The sequence below is a fragment of the Chryseolinea sp. H1M3-3 genome (assembly GCF_029360725.1).
Lineage (GTDB): Bacteria > Bacteroidota > Bacteroidia > Cytophagales > Cyclobacteriaceae > Chryseolinea.
This window is the reverse complement of record NZ_JARKMY010000010.1, coordinates 175874-197998: the sequence shown is the minus strand read 5'-3', so window position 1 is coordinate 197998 and position 22125 is coordinate 175874. Positions and strand designations below refer to the sequence as shown.

Genomic DNA, 22125 nt, shown 5'->3' with positions numbered 1-22125 from the left:
AGCGTATCAGGCACTTTTAACCAGTAATCTAGATTGACGGAAGGGGATCGGGAAAATTTATTTTACTCCGGTTCTGAAGTCCTGGTTTAGCCACACTGCGCATCCTTCTATGGGAAATAGAACGTCACAGGAATTACAATAACAGCGGCAGCCATTGATGCTAACGACCAGCTTATTGTTTGATCGTGCTCCTAAAAAACATTCGTTTCGTTATGTCAGTGGCAAGAACATATATCAGTGCGATACTTGCCATACCAATTAGGACAGGTAAAGGAATGGGAACAAATCCTAATGGGTTGGATAATGAAGTATAAGGAAGAATTATAACTATAGCAGCGGTAAAACATGATGCAACGATCAAAAATTTTCCTGGATGGCTTTTGAATACCGGTCGCTGCGTTCGAATAACAAGAAGTATCAGGATTTCAGTCAGCACCGATTCCAAAAACCAGCCCGTTCGGAAGAGCCCGGCGTCCGCCTCAAAAAACCATAACAAGGTTCCAAAGGTGAGAAAATCAAAAATCGAACTTTGTAAACCGAAAACGATCATGAAATTCTTGATGAGTTTATCATTCCATTTTTGTGGTTTTTGTATGAGTTCATTGTCGACACGATCGGAAGCGATGCCCATCGCGGGAACGTCTGTCAACAAATTAGTAAGTAGTATTTGTTTGGGTAGCAGGGGCAGGAATGGCAAAAGCAAGGACGTGCCCGCCATACTAAACATGTTCCCGAAATTGGCACTTGTAGTAATATAAATATACTTCAAGGTATTGATGAAAGTTTCTCGACCTTCCAAAATGCCGTCCTTAAGTACATTCAGATCTTTCTGGAGGAAGACAATATCCGCCGTGTCTTTAGCGATGTCCACGGCCGAGTCGACGGTAATACCCACATCCGCTGTTTTCAGTGCGGTCACGTCGTTAATACCATCGCCGATGTATCCAACCACATTGCCGTTCTTTTGAAGTGCTCTTACTAATCGTTCCTTTTGATCCGGTTCTGTTTCAGCGAACACCTCGGTATCTTTAACTCTTATTGAGAGTGCGTCAGCACTCATTTGTCTGAGGTCGCTCCCTGTTAGGATGTTGTCCGAGCGTAATCCTATCTGATCACTTAGGTGGGTAGTTACCAATTTATTATCACCCGTGATCAATTTTAAGGTAATCCCGAGATGCTTTAAGTCAGATAGTGTCTCCGTTATGTTTGGCTTTAACGGATCTGTCAGAATTATGAAGCCAATAAATGTCATTTCCGTCTCATCATCTTTATTAATGATTGGATCTTCTGTTACATCTTTATAACAAACGCCCAACGTCCGAAGTCCCTGGGTGCTGTAGGTTTGGTGACTTTCTTCTATTTGTTTTCTTATTTCTTCCAGTGGAATAATTTTGTCTTCGATTATCTCTGCAGTATCGCACACATCCAGAACTGTCTTTACAGCACCTTTGGTAATCATGATGTGCTTACCGTTGTGAACCACCACGATGCTAATTCTTTTCCGAATGAAATCATACGGCACTTCATCTGATTTTTTATAATCATCAACTACAACGTCTTTCAGTTTCCGGATAGCCTCATCCAGAGGATTAGTGTATCCTGTTTCAAAATTGGCATTGAGAAAAGCAAATTGACGAACCTTGTCACTATGAATCCCTCTGATGTCAACGGTTTCCTGTACTTCAATAACCCCTTCTGTTAGCGTCCCCGTTTTATCGGAGCAGAAAACATCTACAGCACCCAGATTTTGAATCGATGAAAGCTTTTTAACAATTACATTTTTCTCCGCCATTCTTTTTGCTCCTGCAGATAGTGTAATGGTTACGATGGCGGGCAATAATTCCGGAGCCATTCCGACAGTAAGGGCCAATGCAAACAGGATTGATTCCGCGACCGGCTTTCCAAGAAAGATATTGAGAACAAGGATGAATAATGAAAGCAACAGGGTGATGCGCATGAGCATGTATCCAAACTTTCGAATTCCTTTTTCGAAAGCCGTCTCTGGAAGATGCCCCTCCAGTGTCTTGGCTATTTTTCCAAACTCCGTATTTTCCCCCACCATAACCATCAACGCTTTGGCGGAGCCGTTCACAACGCTTGTACCCTGAAAAATACAGTTCTTGCGATGAGGTAACGGTGTATCTATCGGCAGGATAGCGGTTTGCTTTTCGGCAGGGAATGATTCACCTGAAAGTGTGGCCTCGTTGACATGCAAATCATTAGCCTCGAGGAGCACGCCATCACCAGGAATGATATCACCCGCATTTAATACGATAAAATCCCCAGGCACTACGTCTCCTGCCGGAATGTCTATGGTGATGCCTTCGCGGACTACCGTTGCAGTCACTTGCACGATAGCACGCAGTTTTTCAACCGCGCGGCCAGCGTTTCTTTCTTGCCAGAAGCCTAGCGTACTACTTAGTAGAATTGTGCCTAGGATAATAATGGTATTGGTATGCTCGCCAAGAATAGCAGAGAGGATAACAGCAAAGATTAAGATAAGTATCAGCGGGTTTCTAAACTGCCCGGTAAAAAGTAAGAAATCTTTTACCCAGGCTGGCTGCCGTTGGCGGCCGGGCTTGTTTTTTCGCTTTAGCGCTTCTGCCTGAGTAAGCCCTGTAGCACTAGACGCCAGGCGTATCAATAGTTCGTTGACGGGAACGCCCCAATAAGCATCAGGTTCAATCATTCCCGTAGGACTTAATATGCACTAAATACTTTTTCATTCCAGCAAGCACGTTTGCTAAAAATAGAAATCAGGTTTATAAATCAACATGACGAAAGTCATCCCGGAGAACGGATTATAGAAGAATGGCAGCATGACCAAGGTGAAGCCTAAGCCTCTGTCTGGTGATGTATCGTCTTATCAGATGCGCCATTTAATCGAACAGATTGTGAAGAAGGAATGGATTAAGCGTAACATGAAATGCATAGTTTCTCACTTTTGTTGAAGGAATGATTTCAATAGGCACTCAATATTTAATAAAAAAAATGTCGTATTTGTATAGCTTAAAAAATACAAACGTTGTAATGAGAAAAATATTTATTCCCGCAGTTTTAGGGTTAGCAATTATCTTTAGCTGCAGTGACCCGGTCGAAATCGAAATTTCAAAAACGAATATCCTCGCGGCCTACCCAAATCCCATGAGAGATCGGGGGCTTATTAACGTTAATAATTCCACAGGTGAGTCTGCAACGCTAGTGGTATTTGATCCGGCTGGAGAAGTTATCCTAGACATGACTTTGCCGCCTGGTTCGCACCAGTTGGGTATTGATGTTACAAACAAACCTGGCGGAAAATTTCAAATAATCTGTAAGGTTGGCGCTACAACTTACACGAAAGACCTGTTAAAGATATGAAGCGTGCATTCATCCAATTTTTGTTGGCCTATTTTCTTTTTTGTGCCCCAGGTTATGCACAGGATTCCTGGCAATATTTTATTGTTGCTAACGCCAACCTTTACACCCCATTAAAGTCAGAAAAGGGGATGTATCCGATTGTCGGATTTAATAAGGAAACAAAACCAAAACTGTTAATTGGCGGATTTGGTGCTGGCTTTACCGCATGGAAAAAGCTGAACGCGAAAGTTGGCATGAAGGCGCAGACAAATCTTTCGCGTTCTGTTTACTGGGAATCTTTTTTACTTAATGATGGACCATTGCCATCAGACATAACCGGTGAGGCAGTTGCATCATCAGCAGATTATACATTCGGGTTAACGGGTACAATGCATTATTACCTTACGCCACGCATTGCAGCAGGCACCGGGCTAGGTGCGCAAGTGTTATTGGGTTCCTATTTGTATTTGCGAAATGCGCAAACGATAGGAATGGAAGGAAACGGTTATTTAGGCAGGAACCGATATTATAAAACAGTTATGCCAATAATACCGATTGAGTTCACTGTGAAATTGGAAAAGTTTTTTGTCAACCTTCGATATGAATATGCGCTGCTTGACCGATTGAAAAAAGATTTGGCTGACTACAAAACCGAAACATACGGACTGTTATTTTTTGAATTCGGATTTCGCATTAAATAATCTTTCATAAAAAAATCGAATGGCGATTTGTAAGTCAGTGTTGATTTCGTCGACTCATATTTCTGTTCGATAGATAAAAAAAACGAGTCAGTCTAATTCTTTAGGTTTTTCACACATGCTATTAATCCTGGACCCTTTCTGTTTGTCTAAGGACGAAAAATAAAAAAGGTTATGAAAAAAAGTGTAGTGATTTTCGGGCTGATGATGGTGAGCACTATCATTTTTGCCCAGCATAAGAGTGATGCCATGGAGCGCGCTGCCAGACAGGCGGACAAAATGAAAACTGAGTTGTCACTGGACGATGTTCAGCATAAAGCAATAAGAGCGATTAATGAGGACTTTGCCAGTGGACTATCCAAAGTGAAAAACGATTCTGCTATTTCGCGTGAAGCAAAGCAAACAAAAATGAAGGCTTTGCATCAGGAGCGGGAGGAAGCAGTAAAAAAGGTGCTGACAGACGAGCAAGAAGCGAAATGGGCGACCCACCGTTCCGAACATGCTAAGAAACGCAAAGGATCAATGGCGAAACATACCGGTGAACACGCTCAGCGAATGCAGAAAAATCTTTCGCTAAGCGATGACCAGGCGTCTAAGATCAAGGCGATTGACAAAGAGTTTGCCGAAAAGTTTCGTGCACTGCGAAATGAAAGCGAAACCGCGCGCGATGTGACTCGAGAGAAAGCAAAGCAGCTTCGCGAAGAATACATTTCTAAAACAAAATCTGTTCTGACAGAAGAACAGTTTAAGAAATGGGAAGAGCAAAAGGCAGAACGAAAACGGAGAAGACTCTAAACTAAAACTTAATTAGCCCGGGTGACTGGGCTTTTTTATTTCAGGAGCTATCTTTATTCATACGTTTCCTTTTAATGGTAATAATGTTTACTTGAACATCTGATCTATTAATCACCATCTAAAAGACAATGCACAAACCCATTTATGTTATCGGCAGCGCCAACACAGACATGGTAGTGATGACAAAAAAATTACCCATGCCGGGTGAGACGGTGATAGGAGGCACTTTCTTTATGAACCCTGGGGGAAAGGGCGCGAATCAAGCGGTAGCCGCTTCGCGTCTAGGTGGTCAGGTTAGCTTTGTAGGTAAAATTGGAAGCGACCTGTTTGGGGAACAAATGCTTCAACAATTTCAGCGCGAGAAAATAAATACAACGTTCGTCCTGCAAGACCATGAACATCCTTCAGGTATTGCATTAATAGGCGTGGATGCGCATGGCGAAAATACGATTATTGTTGCGCCTGGATCAAATCGTCATTTATCGGTCGAAGATGTGAGGACGGCATTGACCTCCATTCGAGAGCCCGCCATTATTTTGATACAGCTAGAGATACCAATAGAAACGGTTGAATTTGCCATCACGTATGGTAAGCAAATCGGTTGTGATGTTATTCTTAATCCTGCACCCGTTCAGCCCATTGATGGTAAGGTGATGGGACACTTGTACTTGATTACACCCAATGAGTCGGAAGCTGAAATGCTTACTGGTATTCCCATCACAAATTTATCTGCTGCAGAGCAAGCGGCTACACATTTATTTCAGTCAGGTATAAAAAATGTAGTCATCACGCTTGGTGCCAAAGGAGCATATCTTTATTCAGCGTCATTCAATAAATTAATTCTAGCACCCGCGGTAACGGCTGTTGATACTACGGCCGGTGGTGATTGTTTTAATGGTGCACTTGCAGTAGCATTAGCCTCGGACTTAGCCATCGACAAGGCGGTTGAGTTCGCATGTACGGCAGCCTCCATTTCTGTGACCCGGATGGGTGCTCAATCTTCGATGCCTTACAAACACGAAGTCAGCACTCCTAGCAGATAATGTTGTTTTTTTATTCATTATTATCCTCTGTTTACTGCATTTTGCTATCAACCTTTCTTATCCGAATAGATGATAATATCTTCAATTTGTATTTTGCTGGAAGCATGAGGATTTAAAAGTTTGATGCGTATTGTGTGCTTTTGATTTGTAAGCTGATATTTCCAGAATAACTCATGTCTCCGCGTGGTAAAGCTGGCAGGGAGTTCAGCTGTTTCTATAAGTTTTCCATCGATGTACAATTCTGCTTTTCCAACATAATCAGAAATTTTTTCATCCACCCGTCCACGAATTACAAATCCGATTCCTTCGAAATCAAAGCTGAATTCATCCGCTAACGATTTTCTCACGGGCCTTTTTTCAATAGGAAAGTGACCTTCAAAACTCTGTTCGAATCTTACTGGTTTGGGCTGCTCAACGGGGATGATCACATTGTTTTGCTGTATTTTGCCGCCATGCCGTTCTATATTCAACAAGGCATGTTTCAGCCCTAAATTATATACATCGTTCAGCGATATCGTTGTGTATTTAAAATCAAGGGGTTCAGCTTCTTTTAATCCCATTTTCCAATATGCTGGAATATTTTTGTAGCCCAGCATTGTTCCTAAAATTCCTCCTGCAGACGATGGATTACAATCTGAATCCTGCCCCGCACGCGTCGTGATCTCCATTGTTTTAGTGAAATCAGCATTGCCATAAAGAAGGCCTAACACCACGTATGCGGCGTTTACGGTAGCATCAATGTTGAAGGGAACAAAAACACCGTCAGGACATCCTATATCTTCCGTGTACTTACGTTCAATTTCAAACCAGGTTTGTTTCCAATCGCTGGGATATTTTTTATGCCAGTCGATCACATCCCGGATCACCTTATAAAATCTGCTTTGTGATGGAATTGTCTTCAAACCTTCATTTACAATAAATTCAATATTGTCAGACGTGAATGCCAGGGTATACATCGCGCCCATGTAAACGCCTCCGTACCATCCATCTCCATAATTCATGATGTGACCAATTTTGTCACTGATCGTTGAGGCAACGTTTGGCATACCGGGGGACATCAATCCTGCAAAATCAGATTCAATTTGATAGTCGATACAATCCGCATGTGGATTGTTCATCCAATGCCCGGATTGGGGCGCTGGTATGCCGTGAAGAATGTTATACCGTCCTGCCTGGTTGGCATGCCACAGCATATATCCCGCAGTAGCGTAAGCGTTGGCAAAGTCTTCGATCGGAGCATCTAATCCTTTCTTTTCAAAAATATCTACAAACGTCAGGTCCATATAAATGTCATCATAAAGCCCCGGATTGTTTTCCATCGTATGTTTGATGTATCCATCATACCATGCAATGGGTTGGTAGTTCTGAATCATTGTTCCGTTGAATCTGAATTCTGTTGGTCCTCCAAAGGTCACACCGATTGTCTGGCCCGCCCATCCCCCCATAATCTTATCTTTTAATACCTCTTTGGTAAGTGTGATGGTTGAAGGAATGGTTGGATTTTTTGCAAGCCGGTTTTCCTGACCGTGTGCCTGGAGGATTAACCCCAAGCTGACGAGTGCGATGAAGAATTTTTTCATGGGTTGAAATCTGAGTATTCAACACAAGTAAGTAAAAGCAGCGTAGAAATGCATCCTGTTTAAGCGGGGGATGTTTAGTTTATATTCAAACACAGAAACGCTGGACGCAACATCGCGACCTGGCCTTTCTATTCAAAATCGTAAAGTACCCTGATTTTAAACGTCCATGGATAACCGTTGGAACTCATTGGGGTTTGTGCAATGCAATTTATCAGGAAAATCAGATTGCTTTCGTGAAGTCTTATGCGAGGGGCTGTGTATCTTTACGCGTGATGTACACCACAGATACTTTAGAAGAACGAGACAGTATGACTTCGGCGATCCAGTTCATTAACTGCACGTCAAGTCACATTTTTCTAACAGGAAAAGCAGGAACGGGAAAAACAACCTTCCTAAAAAATCTTGCGGCACGTACACATAAGCAACTTACCATTGTGGCTCCCACGGGTATTGCCGCATTAAATGCCGGAGGTGTTACGATACACTCACAGTTTCTTTTGCCGTTTGGAATGTTTCTGCCCGACAAGAATGCAACATTCGATTTAAATCACGGTGGAAATTTTTATACGGGCCATACGCTTTCGCAAAAGCACCCGATGAATAGTTTACGAAAGCAGGTGTTACGCTCCATCGACCTGCTGGTCATCGACGAGGTAAGTATGCTTCGTGCCGATTTGCTCGATGCTATTGATTACAGGATGAAGGCGGCGCGTGGAAATTTCAGCCAAAGTTTTGGTGGTGTTCAACTGTTGTTGATTGGTGATTTGTATCAATTGCCTCCCGTCGTAAAGCGTGACGAAGAGACGATTGTGAAACGGTATTACAACAGTGCCTGGTTCTTTGAATCGAAGGCATTGAAGCAAGACGGATTTGTTTACATCGAACTTGATAAGATTTTTCGACAGAATGATGATGTCTTTATCAGGCTGCTTAACAACCTTAGAAACAATCACCCCACAGAAGCAGACATTGAAGAATTAAACAGACATTATAAATCTGCTGAGGAGATCCGGAGTCTTCGTGAAGTCATCACCCTGACTACACACAATTATAAAGCCGATGAATTAAATGCGCGCGCCCTGAGCCAGTTGGAAGGCTCCGCTCATGTTTTACACGCAACCATTGAGGGCGATTTTCCCGAAAGCATGTTTCCGGTTCAGCAACATCTGGAGCTTAAGGTTGGCGCTCAAATAATGTTTACTAAAAACGACACGAGTGAGGAGAAGGTTTTTTTTAATGGCAAGCTTGCTACGGTTAAAAGTATTGCCGGTGATGAAATTAAAGTAGAATTAGCGGAGTCACATCTTCCTTATACATTGAAGAAAGCAATCTGGGAAAATAAACGATACACCATCAGTGCCGACACCCAGGAAATTGACGATGAAGTGATCGGCACTTTCGAGCAATACCCTATCAAATTGGCATGGGCTATTACAGTTCACAAAAGTCAGGGCCTTACGTTTGACAAAGCCATTATTGACGTAGGGCAAGCCTTCGCTGATGGACAGGTTTACGTGGCACTTTCACGTTTACGTTCAATTGATGGACTGATCATGCGAACAAGAATTGATCCGGAGGTGATTAGTACAGACAAACAAATTGTAGCATTCACGTCTGAAAACAATTTACCATCAGCACTGCCGGAGAAAATGAAAGTGAAACAACGGGAATACATCCGGCAGTTGGTGAGCAAGACATTTGACCTGGAAGCCCTTGTAAAAGAATGCGTTTATATTCAACGCGGCCGAAAAGATTTGATTGGCTTTGAAGAGGATGTTGCAAAGCCAGTAGTGGAACAAGTTGGCCAGTCGTTGTTAAAAGAAAAAGAGAACACAGAAAAATTCAGGAGGCAGTTGCTGGGATTGCTCGACCATGAAGATACTGAACAGTTACTGGCGCGCATTAAAAAAGGAAGTGAATACTATAGGAATTTTCTTCAGCAGGAAGTCCGTGTTTTATTATTGCACATGGAGGAAACCAAGCAGAAGAAAAGGATGAAAACCTATCTTAATAGTTTATCAGATCTGGATCAGCTTTTTTGCAAGAAGCTTGAAGAACTGGATAAGTCGTTGTACCTCACTGAATCAATTTTGAATGGTAAACATGAATTTGATTTTTCATCCTTAACGAAGCAACGTGCTGCTGTACGCTCGACGATGCTGGAAGAAATTAAGAATGCAATAGGCGTAACACCGGAGAAAAAGAAAAAAGGAAAGAAGAAAAAAGATGAGCCTAGCACATATGATGTTACCTTATGTATGCTCGAATCTGGAATGACCATCGAAGAAATTGCAAAGGAAAGAGAATTGGTGCCCAGTACAATCGAGGGTCATCTTGCTAAAGCTGTGGAGTCCGGTCGCATCAGCATTTTTAAGTTTGTTACACCGGAAGAAGTTTTATCAATTGAGAAAGCTTTAGCAGGAATGCCGGAAGATTTCACTTCAAAAGATTTGTTCGAAGCTTTAGCAGGTAAATTCAGCTACGGAAAACTGAGGGCGGTGATGACCCATATTCGTGCTTCGGGGGTAATAGAATAATATTCTAACATCGCTAAGTCAATTTCGTCAACGTTAGGAAATTGATCGTACTTCTTTAATGGCACTTATATCGCGCATTTGAAACCACAACAATTCAATGCTTTATCATAAAAATCTTGTTCAACTTTAATCTTTTCTTTCTTTAAATTCTGAATCATCGGTTCCTTGATTTTTCCCAGGCCACTTGCGACCATAGGGCCGTAGAAGATAAATAACGATCCGTTTTTTTTAAGTACACTTTTGATCATGGCAACCTCTTTTTCGACTGATTTCTGTGTCCAGAAGAGATTAATATTAAAACAAAATACCTTGTTAAATTGCTGCTGCCTGATGGGCAAATGGAGCAAATCCGTTTTTAATAACTCAACATTACCTTCATCGATGTAGCGGCCATTCCGTTGTTCTGCAGTCTTGATCATTTTATCAGACCGGTCGATACCGATAATCTTTCCTTGCTTAAGAAGCGGTGCAATCTCTTCTATTGCCATTCCAACGCCGCATCCAATTTCCAAAAGATAATCGTTAGATTTTATGTTCATTATTTTCGCGGCCCATGAAAAGCGAGCATGTTTTTCCATGATTTGAATTAATATATTTAATTCTTACTGAACGGGAATCAACAGGAAGTGTTACTGATGTTGGGCAGCTCATAAGTGCTGTTTGTACCCGGCATCGAGCAAAACTTGGGATTAACCTATAAGGTGTTAAATTCAACGTTGTTATAAAATATAATTCATGCAACTCAATCAAATTTTTCCACAATTCGATCCTGAACTGATCGCCCACCTTGAAAAAATAGGCGAGGTGGTCGAGTTTGAAGAAGGAGCAATGATGATGCGACCAGGTCAGTATTTTAAAAGCTCTTTAATAATTCTGGATGGCATGGTAAAACTATATCGCGAGGGCGACGATGGAGAAGAGTTCTTTTTGTATTACCTGGAAAAAGGAAATGCATGCGCCCTTTCAATGATCTGTGCTACAAAAAATGAAACGAGTGCCATTAAAGCCAAGGCGCTGTCGCATGTAAAAGCGTTGGCTATTCCAATACAACACATGGATGGACTCATGAAGGATTATCGCCAATGGTATTATTTTGTTTTGGAAACTTATCGTGCACGTTTTAATGAGTTGCTGGAAGTGATTGATCAAGTCGTTTTTCATTCGATGGATCAGAAGTTAGAGTTTTATCTGAAGCGTCAGTTCGATTCCTTTGGAGGAAAAAAGATCTCTATTACCCATCAGGAGATCGCTGATGATTTGAATTCTTCAAGGGAAGTAATTTCGAGATTACTTAAAAAGCTTGAATCCCAAAAACGGATTTCGATTTCGAGAAATGAAATAACCCGGCTAAATTTATAGCGTGTGTGATTGTAGTCACCGACTACCAAAGCTATTGTCTCGACCTTTGTATCGAAATTCAGAGACAGTGGAAAATTTTGCAGGTTATCTGGCGTCGGGTTTAATTGGAGTATCGCTCGGACTTATCGGTGGAGGAGGCTCAATCATCACTATACCTGTACTAGTCTACTTGTTCCATATTGAACCGACATTGGCCACTGCTTATTCTTTGTTCATTGTTGGAACAACATCGCTGGTGGGTGGCGTACGAAACGTCATCAATAAAACGGTGGATGTAAAAAGCGCGTTATTATTTTCAATCCCGTCGACCGCAGCGGTCTACTTCACACGTCATACAGTATTACCGCACATACCCGACAACATTCTTACGATATCTTCCTTTGCGGTTACTAAGGATACTGCGATCATGGTATTTTTTTCGATCATCATGCTGGCGGCTGCTGTCCGAATGATTCGTGATAAGAAACCAGATAACCATGAAAGTAGCAGTACACGTCATCGATCCGTGATGATGACTGGGTTGGGTATAATTGTTGGAATTATCACGGGGATAGTTGGAGCAGGGGGTGGATTTCTCATTATACCAGCATTGGTTTTTATGGCTGGTCTTCCTATGAAAAAAGCGATTGGAACGTCATTGATCATTATAGCTGTTAACTCCTTAATAGGTTTTATCGGCGATATGACACTCGTAAAAGAAATTAATTTCCAGTTGATGATGTTGCTCTCCGGGCTGGCTGTTGCAGGTGTTTTCCTCGGCACCTATCTGACTAAGTTTATCCAGGGAAACAACTTAAAGTCAGGATTTGGCTGGTTTGCATTAACGATGTCAGTATATATCCTGATAAAGGAGATTATAATATGAAGGAGAAAGGTGACTTTTATCACTGATAGGCAGCGAAACGCGCTCTATCTTTGCATAACAAATTGACAAACATTAACCTGAAATAAGAAATGACAGTAGAACAAATTTACACCGGATGTCTTGCGCAAGGAGCATATTATATCCGCTCAGAAAATGAGGCCGTCATCATTGATCCGCTTCGTGAAGTAGAACCTTATATTGAAAAAGCAATACATGATGATGTACAAATTAAATATGTTCTTGAAACTCATTTTCATGCCGACTTCGTATCGGGCCATCTGGATCTTGCTGAGAAAACAGGTGCAATGATTGTATACGGCCCCACCGCGCAGCCGAAATTCAAGGCACACATAGCACAAGATGGTGAAGAATTGAAAGTCGGAAAAGTTACCATTAAAGTGTTGCATACACCTGGGCATACGATGGAATCTACCACGTATTTGCTGAGAGATGAAAAAGGAAAAGACTACGCCATCTTTAGCGGCGATACGCTTTTTTTGGGTGATGTAGGAAGACCCGATCTGGCTCAAAAAGCCGCTCACATGACACAAGAAGAATTAGCGGGATTATTGTATGATTCGCTGCGTTCAAAGATTATGACATTGGCAGACGATGTCATTGTTTATCCCGCACATGGCGCAGGATCTGCATGCGGAAAAAATATGATGAAAGAAACCGTTGACACCCTTGGTAACCAGAAAAAACGGAACTATGCCTTAAGGGCCAATATGACACGGGAAGAATTTATAAAAGAAGTGACGGAAGGTCTACTGCCACCGCCAGCATACTTCCCGGAAAATGTTAAAATGAACAAAGAAGGTTACGAAAGTATTGATAAAGTTCTGGACAAAGGAACAAGAGCACTTACCGCTGACGAATTTGAATTGATGGCTAATGAAACCGGTGCGCTTGTATTGGACACTCGCGACGCACAGGCTTTTGGCAAGGGATTTATACCCAATTCAATTAATATCGGAATCGACGGCAGTTTCGCTCCTTGGGTTGGTGCACTTATACCCAGTGTATCCCAACCGTTATTAATTGTTTCCGATGAAGGCCGGGAAGAGGAAGTGGTGACACGTCTGGCAAGAGTAGGATTTGATAACACGCTGGGATACCTCAAGAATGGGATTAAGGCATGGCTTCAGGCAGGCAAAGAAATTGATACCGTCGAGTCGGTGGATGCAGTTGAATTCGCGAAACGATTTAAAAATCAAAAACTGCGGGTGTTTGATGTTAGAAAACCGAGTGAATTTAATGCTGAACGTATCAACGGCACGGTAAACACGCCCCTGGATTTCTTAAATGAACATTTAACGGAAATTCCAAAAGATGGCGAAGTATACCTTCATTGTGCGGGAGGTTATCGTTCCATGATTGCTGCTTCGATTCTGAAGGCTCGTGGATGGCACAATGTGATTGACATCGCTGGTGGGTACAAAGCTTTGTCAGAAACAAAACTGGCTCGCACGGAAAATGCATGTCCGACAACATTAACAAAATGATGAAGCAATGAATCGTTCCGTGTTTTGTGATGTAAGTCACAGATAAGGACAGTTCTTCGAGTGAAATTGCATCAAATAATTGAAAGCTACATGAAGAAGTGGATGATATGGGGTTTAGGGATCGTGGTTGGCGCAACAGCAGGATACTTATATTGGTATTATGTGGGTTGTTTAAGTGGAAGTTGCGCCATCACATCTTCTCCGGTAAATAGCTCCTTGTACGGCGGGCTCATGGGAGGTTTGTTGGTCAATGCTTTTAAGAGCTCGAAGACATAACGACTTTAATTTCAATCAAAGTGAAGAATCCAGGTCAAAAGGCGTTCCTTGTTCGGACTACAATTCAGTTCGCAGCAGTACTAATTACTGCGGTGATATTCGCGAGCTGCACGACGAAGGACCATAAGCAAACGGGCCCGGACGTTGAGGCTATTATTCCCGATTCTGTTTATGTCAAAGCCGGCAATCAGCTCGTTGCTAAAACCTTTGATACACTCCGAAGCTCGTTGCTTACAGCCATCAAGGCCAAAGGTTTCGCGGATGCGATTAGCTTTTGCAATGAAAATGCATATCCGATAACAGATATTTATGCAGATAGTGTAAAGATCAGGCGTACGTCTCTGCGATATAGAAATTCAAACAACCAACCCGACAGTTTAGAATTGTCAGTCCTGACGGTGATGGAGGAGGAAATGAAGTCTATTAAAAAGACGGATACACGACTCGTTAGAAATTCTGCCACTGGGGAAATACATTTCTTTAAGCCGATCATGTTGCAACCGTTATGCCTCAATTGTCATGGTACCGCCGATAAGCAAATTCAACCTGAGACGCTCGCACGTATTCAGGAATTATATCCAACCGATCAAGCAGTAAATTTTCACGAGGGCGATCTGCGAGGCGTGTGGCACATCATTTTCGCAAAGAAATAATCATCACTAACCGATTTTTTTTAAAGCTTTTCACAACACTAGTTTCTGGGGACTAGAGATGGATTAAGAACACGCGTTTGCACTACGCTCCGTAAAACTCACGCCCATAATTTCTGCTTCACGCGAATTAGACCTGGAGGATCAACAAAACTTTTTGATCTTATTCAAATTTCCTCATAAACTTTTCTCTGCGTGATTCAAGTCACAGTATAGCCTTTCAGACTGCCATACCTTTGTATAAAATTTAACGCCAATGAAAAAGGTATTTCCATTGTTACTGATTTTCACCATCACATTTTCGGCATCCCTACTTGCGCAAGATACTGTCCTTCTCTCATTGCAGGAAGCGCTGGATGCAAGCCTTAACAATAATAAAGAAATTGTGATAGCCCGGCTGGAGGAGGAAGGTGCCAGCGCCAGATTCAACCAGACTAACGCTGTATTTCTGCCGCAGGTCAAATTAAGTTATACCGCGCTAAGCACCAACAACCCGTTGAATGCTTTTGGATTTAAGCTGCAGCAGGAGTCCATCGCACAAAGCGATTTTAATCCCGAGTTGCTTAACAACCCTGCGTCTACGCAAAACTTCATGACAAAAGCGGAGTTTCAGCAACCTCTTTTAAACATGGACATGCTCCACATGCGAAAGGCCGCGCAACAGCAAGTGGATGTTTATACTTTCAAAACAAAACGTACAAAAGACTACCTGGTATTTGAAGTTCAAAAAGCATACGCACAGCTACAATTGGCTCATCAGGCTAACAGTGTTCTGGGAGAAGCTTTAAAAACTGTTAATTCAATTTATACAGCAACGGCTAATCGGTACGAAAAGGGATTTCTTCAAAAATCTGATCTGCTTCAAGTGCAGGTGCAAGTTACCAACATGGAACGTCAATCGGCTGAAGCAAAAAGCAATGTGCGCAATGCTTCTGATTATCTCAGCCTATTAATGGGTAAGCAATCCGGTGTTGTTTATCAGGTTGAACCTGTAGCGCTGGTCACCAAGCTTGAAGGCGTGGAAACGCAAGTACCGGAAAATCGTGCAGATTTCCGGGCGCTGCAATCAGCCGTAACAGCCCACGACATGATGATTAGTTCAAGCAAGATGTCATATCTCCCTAAGCTTAATGCCTTTGGAGAATATCTTATTAACGATAAAGATGCCTTTGGATTCGGAGCTAATTCATATCTCGTGGGTGCCCAGCTTTCCTGGACAATATTTAATGGAACGGCTACACGCAATAAAATCGCTGAACACAGGGCGGAAAGAAATAAAGCGGCAGAACAACTTCAATATCAGAAAGAGCAAAGTCAGCTGGAGTTGAACAAAACCCTTCGCCAATGGGAAGATGCTCTCATCGCACTGCAACAGCAAGAACTTGCAGTAAGCCAGGCATCAGAGGCATTACGCATCTTACAGAACAGGTACAACCAAGGATTGGTAACGACCAATGATATACTTCAATCACAAACCTTATTGTCCCAACAAAAGCTCTATCAGGCGCAGACAGTTTTTCAATTCAATACAACACAAGCTTATCTCCAGTTTTTAACAATCACGTCAGAAAAGTAAAATGAAACTTATGAAAATACATACCCATCTATCCGTCCTTTCGTTGTTCATCGCCGCAGGTGTTTTTCTCAGTGCCTGTTCAAACGATCACCAAGAAACTGAAGTCTCAACAAAAACGTCAGTTCCCGTTACAGTAGCTTCTGCCGGAAGTCAACTCAACAATACCATTCATGCAAGTGGTAGAATTGAATCCCAACAAACTGCTGTGATCAGTACCCGTGTTATGGGTTTCGTTACCAGCATACCGGTAAAGGCAGGCGATCATGTTAAAAGAGGTCAACTGCTCGCGACCATCAGTAGTGATGATATTCAAGCAAAGAAAGCGCAGGCACAAGCCATGGTTAGCGAAGCTGAAGCTGCATTGAAAGATGCACAAAAAGATCAGGAAAGATTTGCAGAACTGTACAAACAAAATAGTGCATCGGCAAAAGAATTTGAAAATGCGACGTTACACTACAATTCCGTGAAGGCAAAAGCTGAAGCAGCAAGACAAATGCAAAAGGAGGCAGCGTCTATGCTTGCGTACACAAACCTAACCGCACCTTTCGCCGGTGTTATAACTCAAAAACATCTTAATGCCGGAAGTATGGCAAATCCCGGAATGCCCATCCTCGTATTGGAGCAGGGTGACGGTTATAAGGCCAGTATCTCTGTTTCTGAAAATGACATCGCAAAAATAGCAGAAGGCGCTGATGCTGAAATTTTAATCAAGTCTTCTGGTAGATCCATAAAAGCAATGGTATCTGAAGTAAGTCCATCCTCACAATTCAGCGGAGGACAATATTTGATTACCGTAAACATTCCCGACACCGAAAAGAACGATTTGTATTCGGGCATGTATGTGAATGTTGCGATTACTTCTTCCAGCAAAGCAAATGACACTGATAATATTGTTCTGGTTCCAACATCATCTCTGGTTCACAAAGATCAGCTGACGGGCTTGTATACCATCAGTGAAAGTGAAACGGCTCTTTTGCGCTGGGTAAAATTAGGTAAGACATACGGGAATAATGTCGAGGTTCTTTCCGGATTGAGCCCGAAAGAGAAATTTATTCTCACCAGTGACGGCAAATTATATAACGGTGTCCCTGTTACCATTCAAAAAAACATCGCTAATGCTGAGTAGGCTGTTGAGCCCGGCAACAAAAACACCCAAATACTCAAACACATAAACACATGAAAGAAGGTTTGTCAGGAAATATTGCGAAAGCATTCATACAATCGAAACTCACCATTCTGTTGATGATTGCTTTCCTGATGATTGGTGGCTATAGCACGATGCTTATTCCGCGCGAAGAAGAGCCACAGATCGATGTGCCGATGGCAGATATATTTTTGCGTTATCCCGGCGCTTCGCCAAAAGAAGTAGAAGCACGTGTATCTCAGCCATTGGAAAAAATTATCTCCAACGTCAAAGGTGTGGAACATGTATACTCCACGTCAATGAAAGGTCAGGCCATGCTGATCGTTCAGTTTTACGTCGGTGAAGATATCGAACGTTCATTGGTGAAATTGTATAATGAACTGATGAAGAATATGGATCGTATGCCTCCGGGTGTATCCATGCCGCTGGTAAAGACACGCGCGATTGATGATGTCCCCGTCTTGGGATTGACCTTGTGGAGCGAAAAATACAGCGACTATGAACTGAAACAAATTGCACAGGCACTTAATAATGAAATTAAGAAGATTCCCGATGTTGCTGTGGTTAACATTCTCGGGGGAAGAGGCCGTCAGGTAAGCGTAACGTTGGATGCTGATAAGATGGCAGAAAGCCATGTCGACTTTCTGAGTATCAACAATCAAATTCAGGGAAACAATTCACAGCTTAGCGCCGGAAATATCATCCGTAGAGACACTGTTTTTGCGGTGGATGCAGGAAATTTCCTTAGGCATCCGGAAGAAGTGGGTAATCTGGTAGTTGGTGCTAATCATGGACAACCTGTCTACTTGAAGCAAGTTGCTACCATCGAAGAAGGTGCTGAGAAATCTTCACAATATGTGTTCTATGGTTTCGGCCAGCATGACCAGGAGAGTGCTGAAAAGTATCGGTCAGACTATCCCGCTGTAACACTTTCGATTGCAAAAAAGAAAGGTGCAGATGCTATGAAGCTTTCCGAGCGCATCATTTCTAAGGTAGAATATCTGAAAAAAGAATTGATCCCTGATGAAGTCCACGTGACGGAAACCAGAAACTATGGTGAAACAGCTTCAGTAAAAGTTTCAGAACTATTGTTACACCTTTTTGTCGCTGTAGTAGCAGTAACAGCTTTTGTGATGTTAGCAATGGGGTGGAGAGGAGGCTTGGTGGTATTCTTATCCGTACCAGTAACCTTCGCGTTAACACTGTTTAGTTATTATTTTCTTGACTATACACTTAACCGCATCACACTTTTCGCCTTGGTGTTTATCACAGGTATAGTTGTGGATGATTCAATTATCATCGCAGAGAATATGCACCGTCATTTTAAAATGAAGAAGTTGCCATTCTTACAGGCTGCCATATTCGCGATCAATGAAGTGGGTAACCCTACAATACTTGCCACATTCACGGTGATAGCAGCCGTGTTGCCAATGGCGTTTGTATCTGGAATGATGGGACCGTATATGAGTCCGATGCCGATAGGTGCTTCTATTGCCATGATGCTTTCCCTCGTGGTGGCATTAACATTGACGCCATACCTCGGCTACCTTTTTTTGAGAGGCAAAGAGCATGACGACGAAAAACCTGCTCCTACGCTAGAGGAATCCAAGATCTATAAACTATACAAATCGTTTATTAATCCGCTTCTTGAAACACGCTGGAAACGGTGGGCTTTTATTGTAGGAACTGTTGTCATCTTGTTGGGGTCAGTTTCGTTCTTTTACACCAAATGGGTTGCTGTAAAGATGCTGCCATTCGATAATAAGAATGAATTTCAGGTTGTCATCGACATGCCTGAAGGCACTACGCTGGAACGTACGGCTGCGGTGACGAAGGAAATCTCGCAATATATTTCCCAACAAAAATTGGTTACAAACTATCAGGGCTATGTTGGCACTGCAGGACCAATAAGTTTTAATGGATTGGTACGACATTACGATTTGAGAAGTGGCAATCATGTTGCTGATATACAAGTAAATCTGGTTGACAAGGAAGACAGGAGTATTCAAAGCCATGATATCGTAAAGGAATTTCGTCCTGCGATTCAAAAGATTGCTGCGAAGTACAATGCAAATGTGAAATTGGTGGAAGTTCCACCTGGACCTCCAGTGCTATCGACCATCGTAGCTGAAGTCTATGGTCCGGATTATGAAGATCAAATTCGGATTGCAAAGGAAATACAAGGCCTGGTGCAAAACACAGAGAGTATTGTCGATGTCGATTGGATGACTGAAGCGAGTCAGCCCGAGTATCGATTCGAAGTAGACAAGGAAAAGGCTATGCGCTCAGGTGTCGCCCCCGCCCAGGTCGTCGCCACTGTGAACGCAGCTTTATCAAATATGCCTGCAGGGGTTTTACACAATCCAGTGACGTTCGATCCGGTTAACATTATGTTGCAAGTGAACGATGGGGATAAGGCGAGTGTAAATGATATCAGAAATCTGAAAATCATCAACCAGCAAGGCAATGCAATACCTGTAGGTGATCTCGTTACCATAACAAAAGAGACACGGGACAAAAGTATTTATCGAAAGAATCAAAAAAGGGTGGTTTATGTACTGGCGGATATGGCTGGGGATCTTGAGAGCCCGTTTTATGCGATTTCAGACATCTCCGATAAATTGAAAACCATTGAATTACCAAAGGGCTATACGCTGGAAGAATCTTACAACGAACAACCGGAGTTTGAAGATAATTTCACATTGAAATGGGATGGCGAGTGGCAGATCACCTATGAAGTATTTCGTGATCTTGGAATAGCTTTCGCAGCGGTGCTGATTATTATTTACATGCTCATTGTAGGCTGGTTCCAGGATTTCAAAGTTCCTGTGGTGATGCTTGCAGCGATTCCATTATCCCTGATTGGAATTGTGTTGGGTCACTGGATGTTGGATGCATATTTCACAGCGACCTCCATGATTGGGTTCATTGCCCTGGCTGGCGTGATGGTACGAAATTCAGTTTTACTAATCGACTTCATTAACATCCGGTTAGAGGAAGGTATTCCTTTGAAGCAAGCGATCATTGAAGCTGGTGCTGTTCGCACAACACCGATTTTGTTAACAGCAGGTGCGGTAGTATTAGGTGCTGTGGTCATTTTGTTTGACCCGATCTTTCAGGGACTGGCCATTTCATTGATGGGCGGCACGATCACATCTACATTCTTAACCTTGCTTGTAGTGCCGCTACTTTACTTTAAAATGAAACGAAAGGAATATGTTGAACAGTCTGTAAATTAAAATTCAACTGTATGAAATTATTGCTTGTAACAAGTTTGAAAGAGGATCAAAAAAAAGTAATTGACATCATGAACATTGCTGGCGTCGATGCCTTCAGTCTCTCGAATGCGGTGGGGTTTAAAAATCACCGTAAGCCTGTTTTACTAGATAACTGGTTCGGGAGTGGTGATGAGCAGGCTGACGCTATATTCTTATTCAGTTTCACCGATGAGTCAAAGACTGAGGAGGCGCTGCATTTAATTCGTCATCATAATGCGCAAAACAAAAACGGGTTTCCCATCCGGGCGTTTGTCCTGCCGGTCGAGAAATCGACCTATGAGTTTTAAATATTAACATAAAGAATAAAAAAAATGAGAGAACGTATCGTTAGAGCTGTTGCAGGATCAATGGTATTGATCAGCATTACACTCGCTTATTTTGTAAGCATTTATTGGCTTGGCCTTACAGCCTTTGTGGGACTGAATCTTTTACAATCTTCTTTCACCCAAATTTGTCCGTTGGAAAAAATACTGGACAAAGTAGGGGTGGAAGGTGGCGGCAAGACCTGTGGATAAAAACTCTGAATAATATCAGCAGCAATGCTGACGGTTATCATGGTTCTAAGAACATGCGCCTTTTAGTTTTATGTTGTCTTCGTAAGTGGCTCATAGTTTTGAATTGTGAGCCACGAGCGATTGATTTGAGCATCTTCAACACTTCGAACCTCAACACTTCAACACTTTAAACATGAAAAAAAACATGGGTACTGCTGATCGAATTATCCGGGTGATAGTCGCAGCAATTCTGGTAACAATGTATGCAACTGGTGTTATCGGTGGAATATTAGGTGGCGTGCTAATCGCTTTCGCCTTTATTTTTCTGCTCACCAGCGTAGTAGGTTTCTGCCCGTTATATGTTCCATTTGGGATTAGTACACTTCGAAAGAACCTTACGGCGAAGAATCAACAACGGAGCTAGAACTGGCAAATGCGAGCAAGGCTGGGAAGTAAATCTTATCCGTCAAACTTCTTTGCCTTGTCGCATATGCTTTACGTTGTTAGGCAAGCAGCGCCTTGCACTGAAACTGGCTCATAATTATTATCTTTCTTTTCGCCGCTCCTTCGCACGTGCGCGCATTTTCTCCTTCATCAATTCTTTATTTTTCTCGTATGTTGCGTATTGATCAGGATTTAAAACGCTTTTCAATTCCTGGTCTTTGTCGTCACCAATGCTTTTCATTTTTTTTAATTTTTGAAACCTTCGATCGGTAGTGTTGTATGCGTCTTGCATTTTTTTCGCGTACTTAAGATTGAGGTCATGGATTTTTGGTTCCTGCTCGGGCGTTAATGCCAGATTTTCTTTCATGTAGTCTGTTTGGAGCTGAGCTCTTTCTTCCGGTGTGCTTTCATTCATGAGGGACTCCAATTTTTCCTGTGCGTGAATGAGATTTCCGAAAGATGTTAAATAAAGAATGCTGACTGTTAAGAATACTGTTTTCATAAGTATGAATTTAATTTCTGATCAAATTAACGGTAACCCA

Annotated in this window: 20 protein-coding genes; 16 read left to right on the top strand and 4 right to left on the bottom strand. The window is 42.3% G+C overall.

The features are described from left to right. Positions 1-172: 172 nt before the first annotated feature. Positions 173-2689, bottom strand: a complete 2517-nt coding sequence (gene mgtA, locus P2W71_RS17785) for a magnesium-translocating P-type ATPase (protein ID WP_276372660.1) — start codon at positions 2687-2689, stop codon at positions 173-175. 341 nt (positions 2690-3030) lie between these two features. Between mgtA and P2W71_RS17780 the strand changes: the two genes are divergently transcribed. From P2W71_RS17780 to rbsK, 4 genes are all read left to right on the top strand, one after another. Continuing rightward, positions 3031-3360 (top strand): T9SS type A sorting domain-containing protein, encoded by a 330-nt coding sequence (locus tag P2W71_RS17780; RefSeq protein ID WP_276372659.1) that lies wholly within the window; start codon positions 3031-3033, stop codon positions 3358-3360. Beyond that, a complete protein-coding gene (locus tag P2W71_RS17775) occupies positions 3357-4040 on the top strand; it encodes a hypothetical protein (protein ID WP_276372658.1) in 684 nt (227 codons plus the stop codon). The genes P2W71_RS17780 and P2W71_RS17775 overlap by 4 nt, the downstream gene beginning before the upstream one ends. 171 nt (positions 4041-4211) lie before the next feature. Then, complete coding sequence (locus P2W71_RS17770; protein WP_276372657.1) at positions 4212-4832, top strand: hypothetical protein; 621 nt, start codon at positions 4212-4214, stop codon at positions 4830-4832. Between the two features lie 128 nt (positions 4833-4960). Beyond that, positions 4961-5875, top strand: coding sequence for a ribokinase (gene rbsK, locus P2W71_RS17765; protein ID WP_276372656.1), 915 nt, complete (start codon positions 4961-4963; stop codon positions 5873-5875). Between the two features lie 47 nt (positions 5876-5922). On the opposite strand, the gene P2W71_RS17760 is transcribed toward rbsK, so the two are convergent. Further along, the gene (locus P2W71_RS17760; RefSeq protein ID WP_276372655.1) at positions 5923-7455 is read right to left on the bottom strand and encodes an ADP-ribosylglycohydrolase family protein; all 1533 of its coding nucleotides are present in this window, start codon (positions 7453-7455) and stop codon (positions 5923-5925) included. A 272-nt stretch (positions 7456-7727) separates the two neighbouring features. Between P2W71_RS17760 and P2W71_RS17755 the strand changes: the two genes are divergently transcribed. Further along, the gene (locus P2W71_RS17755; protein WP_276372654.1) at positions 7728-9992 is read left to right on the top strand and encodes a helix-turn-helix domain-containing protein; all 2265 of its coding nucleotides are present in this window, start codon (positions 7728-7730) and stop codon (positions 9990-9992) included. Positions 9993-10057: 65 nt separating this feature from the next. On the opposite strand, the gene P2W71_RS17750 is transcribed toward P2W71_RS17755, so the two are convergent. Further along, positions 10058-10570, bottom strand: a complete 513-nt coding sequence (locus tag P2W71_RS17750) for a class I SAM-dependent methyltransferase (protein ID WP_276372653.1) — start codon at positions 10568-10570, stop codon at positions 10058-10060. Positions 10571-10727: 157 nt separating this feature from the next. Between P2W71_RS17750 and P2W71_RS17745 the strand changes: the two genes are divergently transcribed. From P2W71_RS17745 to P2W71_RS17695, 11 genes are all read left to right on the top strand, one after another. Continuing rightward, positions 10728-11351, top strand: coding sequence for a Crp/Fnr family transcriptional regulator (locus P2W71_RS17745; RefSeq protein WP_276372652.1), 624 nt, complete (start codon positions 10728-10730; stop codon positions 11349-11351). Between the two features lie 67 nt (positions 11352-11418). Beyond that, positions 11419-12216, top strand: coding sequence for a sulfite exporter TauE/SafE family protein (locus tag P2W71_RS17740; protein ID WP_276372651.1), 798 nt, complete (start codon positions 11419-11421; stop codon positions 12214-12216). A gap of 89 nt (positions 12217-12305) precedes the next feature. Then, positions 12306-13721, top strand: a complete 1416-nt coding sequence (locus P2W71_RS17735; protein WP_276372650.1) for an MBL fold metallo-hydrolase — start codon at positions 12306-12308, stop codon at positions 13719-13721. A gap of 90 nt (positions 13722-13811) precedes the next feature. Further along, positions 13812-13997 (top strand): DUF6132 family protein, encoded by a 186-nt coding sequence (locus tag P2W71_RS17730; protein ID WP_276372649.1) that lies wholly within the window; start codon positions 13812-13814, stop codon positions 13995-13997. 20 nt (positions 13998-14017) lie between these two features. Beyond that, positions 14018-14650: a DUF3365 domain-containing protein gene (locus P2W71_RS17725; RefSeq protein ID WP_276372648.1), complete on the top strand. Its 633-nt coding sequence runs from the start codon at positions 14018-14020 to the stop codon at positions 14648-14650. Positions 14651-14903: 253 nt separating this feature from the next. Continuing rightward, the gene (locus tag P2W71_RS17720) at positions 14904-16223 is read left to right on the top strand and encodes a TolC family protein (protein ID WP_276372647.1); all 1320 of its coding nucleotides are present in this window, start codon (positions 14904-14906) and stop codon (positions 16221-16223) included. 10 nt (positions 16224-16233) lie between these two features. Next, complete coding sequence (locus tag P2W71_RS17715) at positions 16234-17349, top strand: efflux RND transporter periplasmic adaptor subunit (protein WP_276372646.1); 1116 nt, start codon at positions 16234-16236, stop codon at positions 17347-17349. Between the two features lie 50 nt (positions 17350-17399). Next, the gene (locus P2W71_RS17710) at positions 17400-20606 is read left to right on the top strand and encodes an efflux RND transporter permease subunit (RefSeq protein ID WP_276372645.1); all 3207 of its coding nucleotides are present in this window, start codon (positions 17400-17402) and stop codon (positions 20604-20606) included. An 11-nt stretch (positions 20607-20617) separates the two neighbouring features. Next, on the top strand, positions 20618-20932 hold the full coding sequence (locus P2W71_RS17705) for a hypothetical protein (RefSeq protein WP_276372644.1): 315 nt from the start codon (positions 20618-20620) through the stop codon (positions 20930-20932). A 24-nt stretch (positions 20933-20956) separates the two neighbouring features. Continuing rightward, positions 20957-21160 (top strand): DUF2892 domain-containing protein, encoded by a 204-nt coding sequence (locus P2W71_RS17700; RefSeq protein WP_276372643.1) that lies wholly within the window; start codon positions 20957-20959, stop codon positions 21158-21160. 172 nt (positions 21161-21332) lie between these two features. Continuing rightward, the gene (locus P2W71_RS17695; RefSeq protein WP_276372642.1) at positions 21333-21563 is read left to right on the top strand and encodes a DUF2892 domain-containing protein; all 231 of its coding nucleotides are present in this window, start codon (positions 21333-21335) and stop codon (positions 21561-21563) included. A gap of 120 nt (positions 21564-21683) precedes the next feature. Here the strand turns inward: P2W71_RS17695 and P2W71_RS17690 are convergent, their stop codons facing one another. Beyond that, on the bottom strand, positions 21684-22085 hold the full coding sequence (locus tag P2W71_RS17690; protein WP_276372641.1) for a hypothetical protein: 402 nt from the start codon (positions 22083-22085) through the stop codon (positions 21684-21686). Positions 22086-22125 lie beyond the last annotated feature (40 nt).

Bases quoted from the DNA above. Each gene is read 5' to 3' on its own strand.
- P2W71_RS17710 (WP_276372645.1), top strand. From the start codon at position 17,400: ATGAAAGAAGGTTTGTCAGGAAATATTGCGAAAGCATTCATACAATCG.
- P2W71_RS17705 (WP_276372644.1), top strand. From the start codon at position 20,618: ATGAAATTATTGCTTGTAACAAGTTTGAAAGAGGATCAAAAAAAAGTA.
- rbsK (WP_276372656.1), top strand. From the start codon at position 4,961: ATGCACAAACCCATTTATGTTATCGGCAGCGCCAACACAGACATGGTA.
- P2W71_RS17770 (WP_276372657.1), top strand. From the start codon at position 4,212: ATGAAAAAAAGTGTAGTGATTTTCGGGCTGATGATGGTGAGCACTATC.
- P2W71_RS17695 (WP_276372642.1), top strand. From the start codon at position 21,333: ATGAAAAAAAACATGGGTACTGCTGATCGAATTATCCGGGTGATAGTC.
- P2W71_RS17730 (WP_276372649.1), top strand. From the start codon at position 13,812: ATGAAGAAGTGGATGATATGGGGTTTAGGGATCGTGGTTGGCGCAACA.
- P2W71_RS17780 (WP_276372659.1), top strand. From the start codon at position 3,031: ATGAGAAAAATATTTATTCCCGCAGTTTTAGGGTTAGCAATTATCTTT.
- mgtA (WP_276372660.1), bottom strand. From the start codon at position 2,689: ATGATTGAACCTGATGCTTATTGGGGCGTTCCCGTCAACGAACTATTG.
- P2W71_RS17760 (WP_276372655.1), bottom strand. From the start codon at position 7,455: ATGAAAAAATTCTTCATCGCACTCGTCAGCTTGGGGTTAATCCTCCAG.
- P2W71_RS17735 (WP_276372650.1), top strand. From the start codon at position 12,306: ATGACAGTAGAACAAATTTACACCGGATGTCTTGCGCAAGGAGCATAT.
- P2W71_RS17720 (WP_276372647.1), top strand. From the start codon at position 14,904: ATGAAAAAGGTATTTCCATTGTTACTGATTTTCACCATCACATTTTCG.
- P2W71_RS17745 (WP_276372652.1), top strand. From the start codon at position 10,728: ATGCAACTCAATCAAATTTTTCCACAATTCGATCCTGAACTGATCGCC.
- P2W71_RS17755 (WP_276372654.1), top strand. From the start codon at position 7,728: ATGTACACCACAGATACTTTAGAAGAACGAGACAGTATGACTTCGGCG.
- P2W71_RS17715 (WP_276372646.1), top strand. From the start codon at position 16,234: ATGAAAATACATACCCATCTATCCGTCCTTTCGTTGTTCATCGCCGCA.
- P2W71_RS17690 (WP_276372641.1), bottom strand. From the start codon at position 22,085: ATGAAAACAGTATTCTTAACAGTCAGCATTCTTTATTTAACATCTTTC.
- P2W71_RS17700 (WP_276372643.1), top strand. From the start codon at position 20,957: ATGAGAGAACGTATCGTTAGAGCTGTTGCAGGATCAATGGTATTGATC.
- P2W71_RS17750 (WP_276372653.1), bottom strand. From the start codon at position 10,570: ATGGAAAAACATGCTCGCTTTTCATGGGCCGCGAAAATAATGAACATA.
- P2W71_RS17775 (WP_276372658.1), top strand. From the start codon at position 3,357: ATGAAGCGTGCATTCATCCAATTTTTGTTGGCCTATTTTCTTTTTTGT.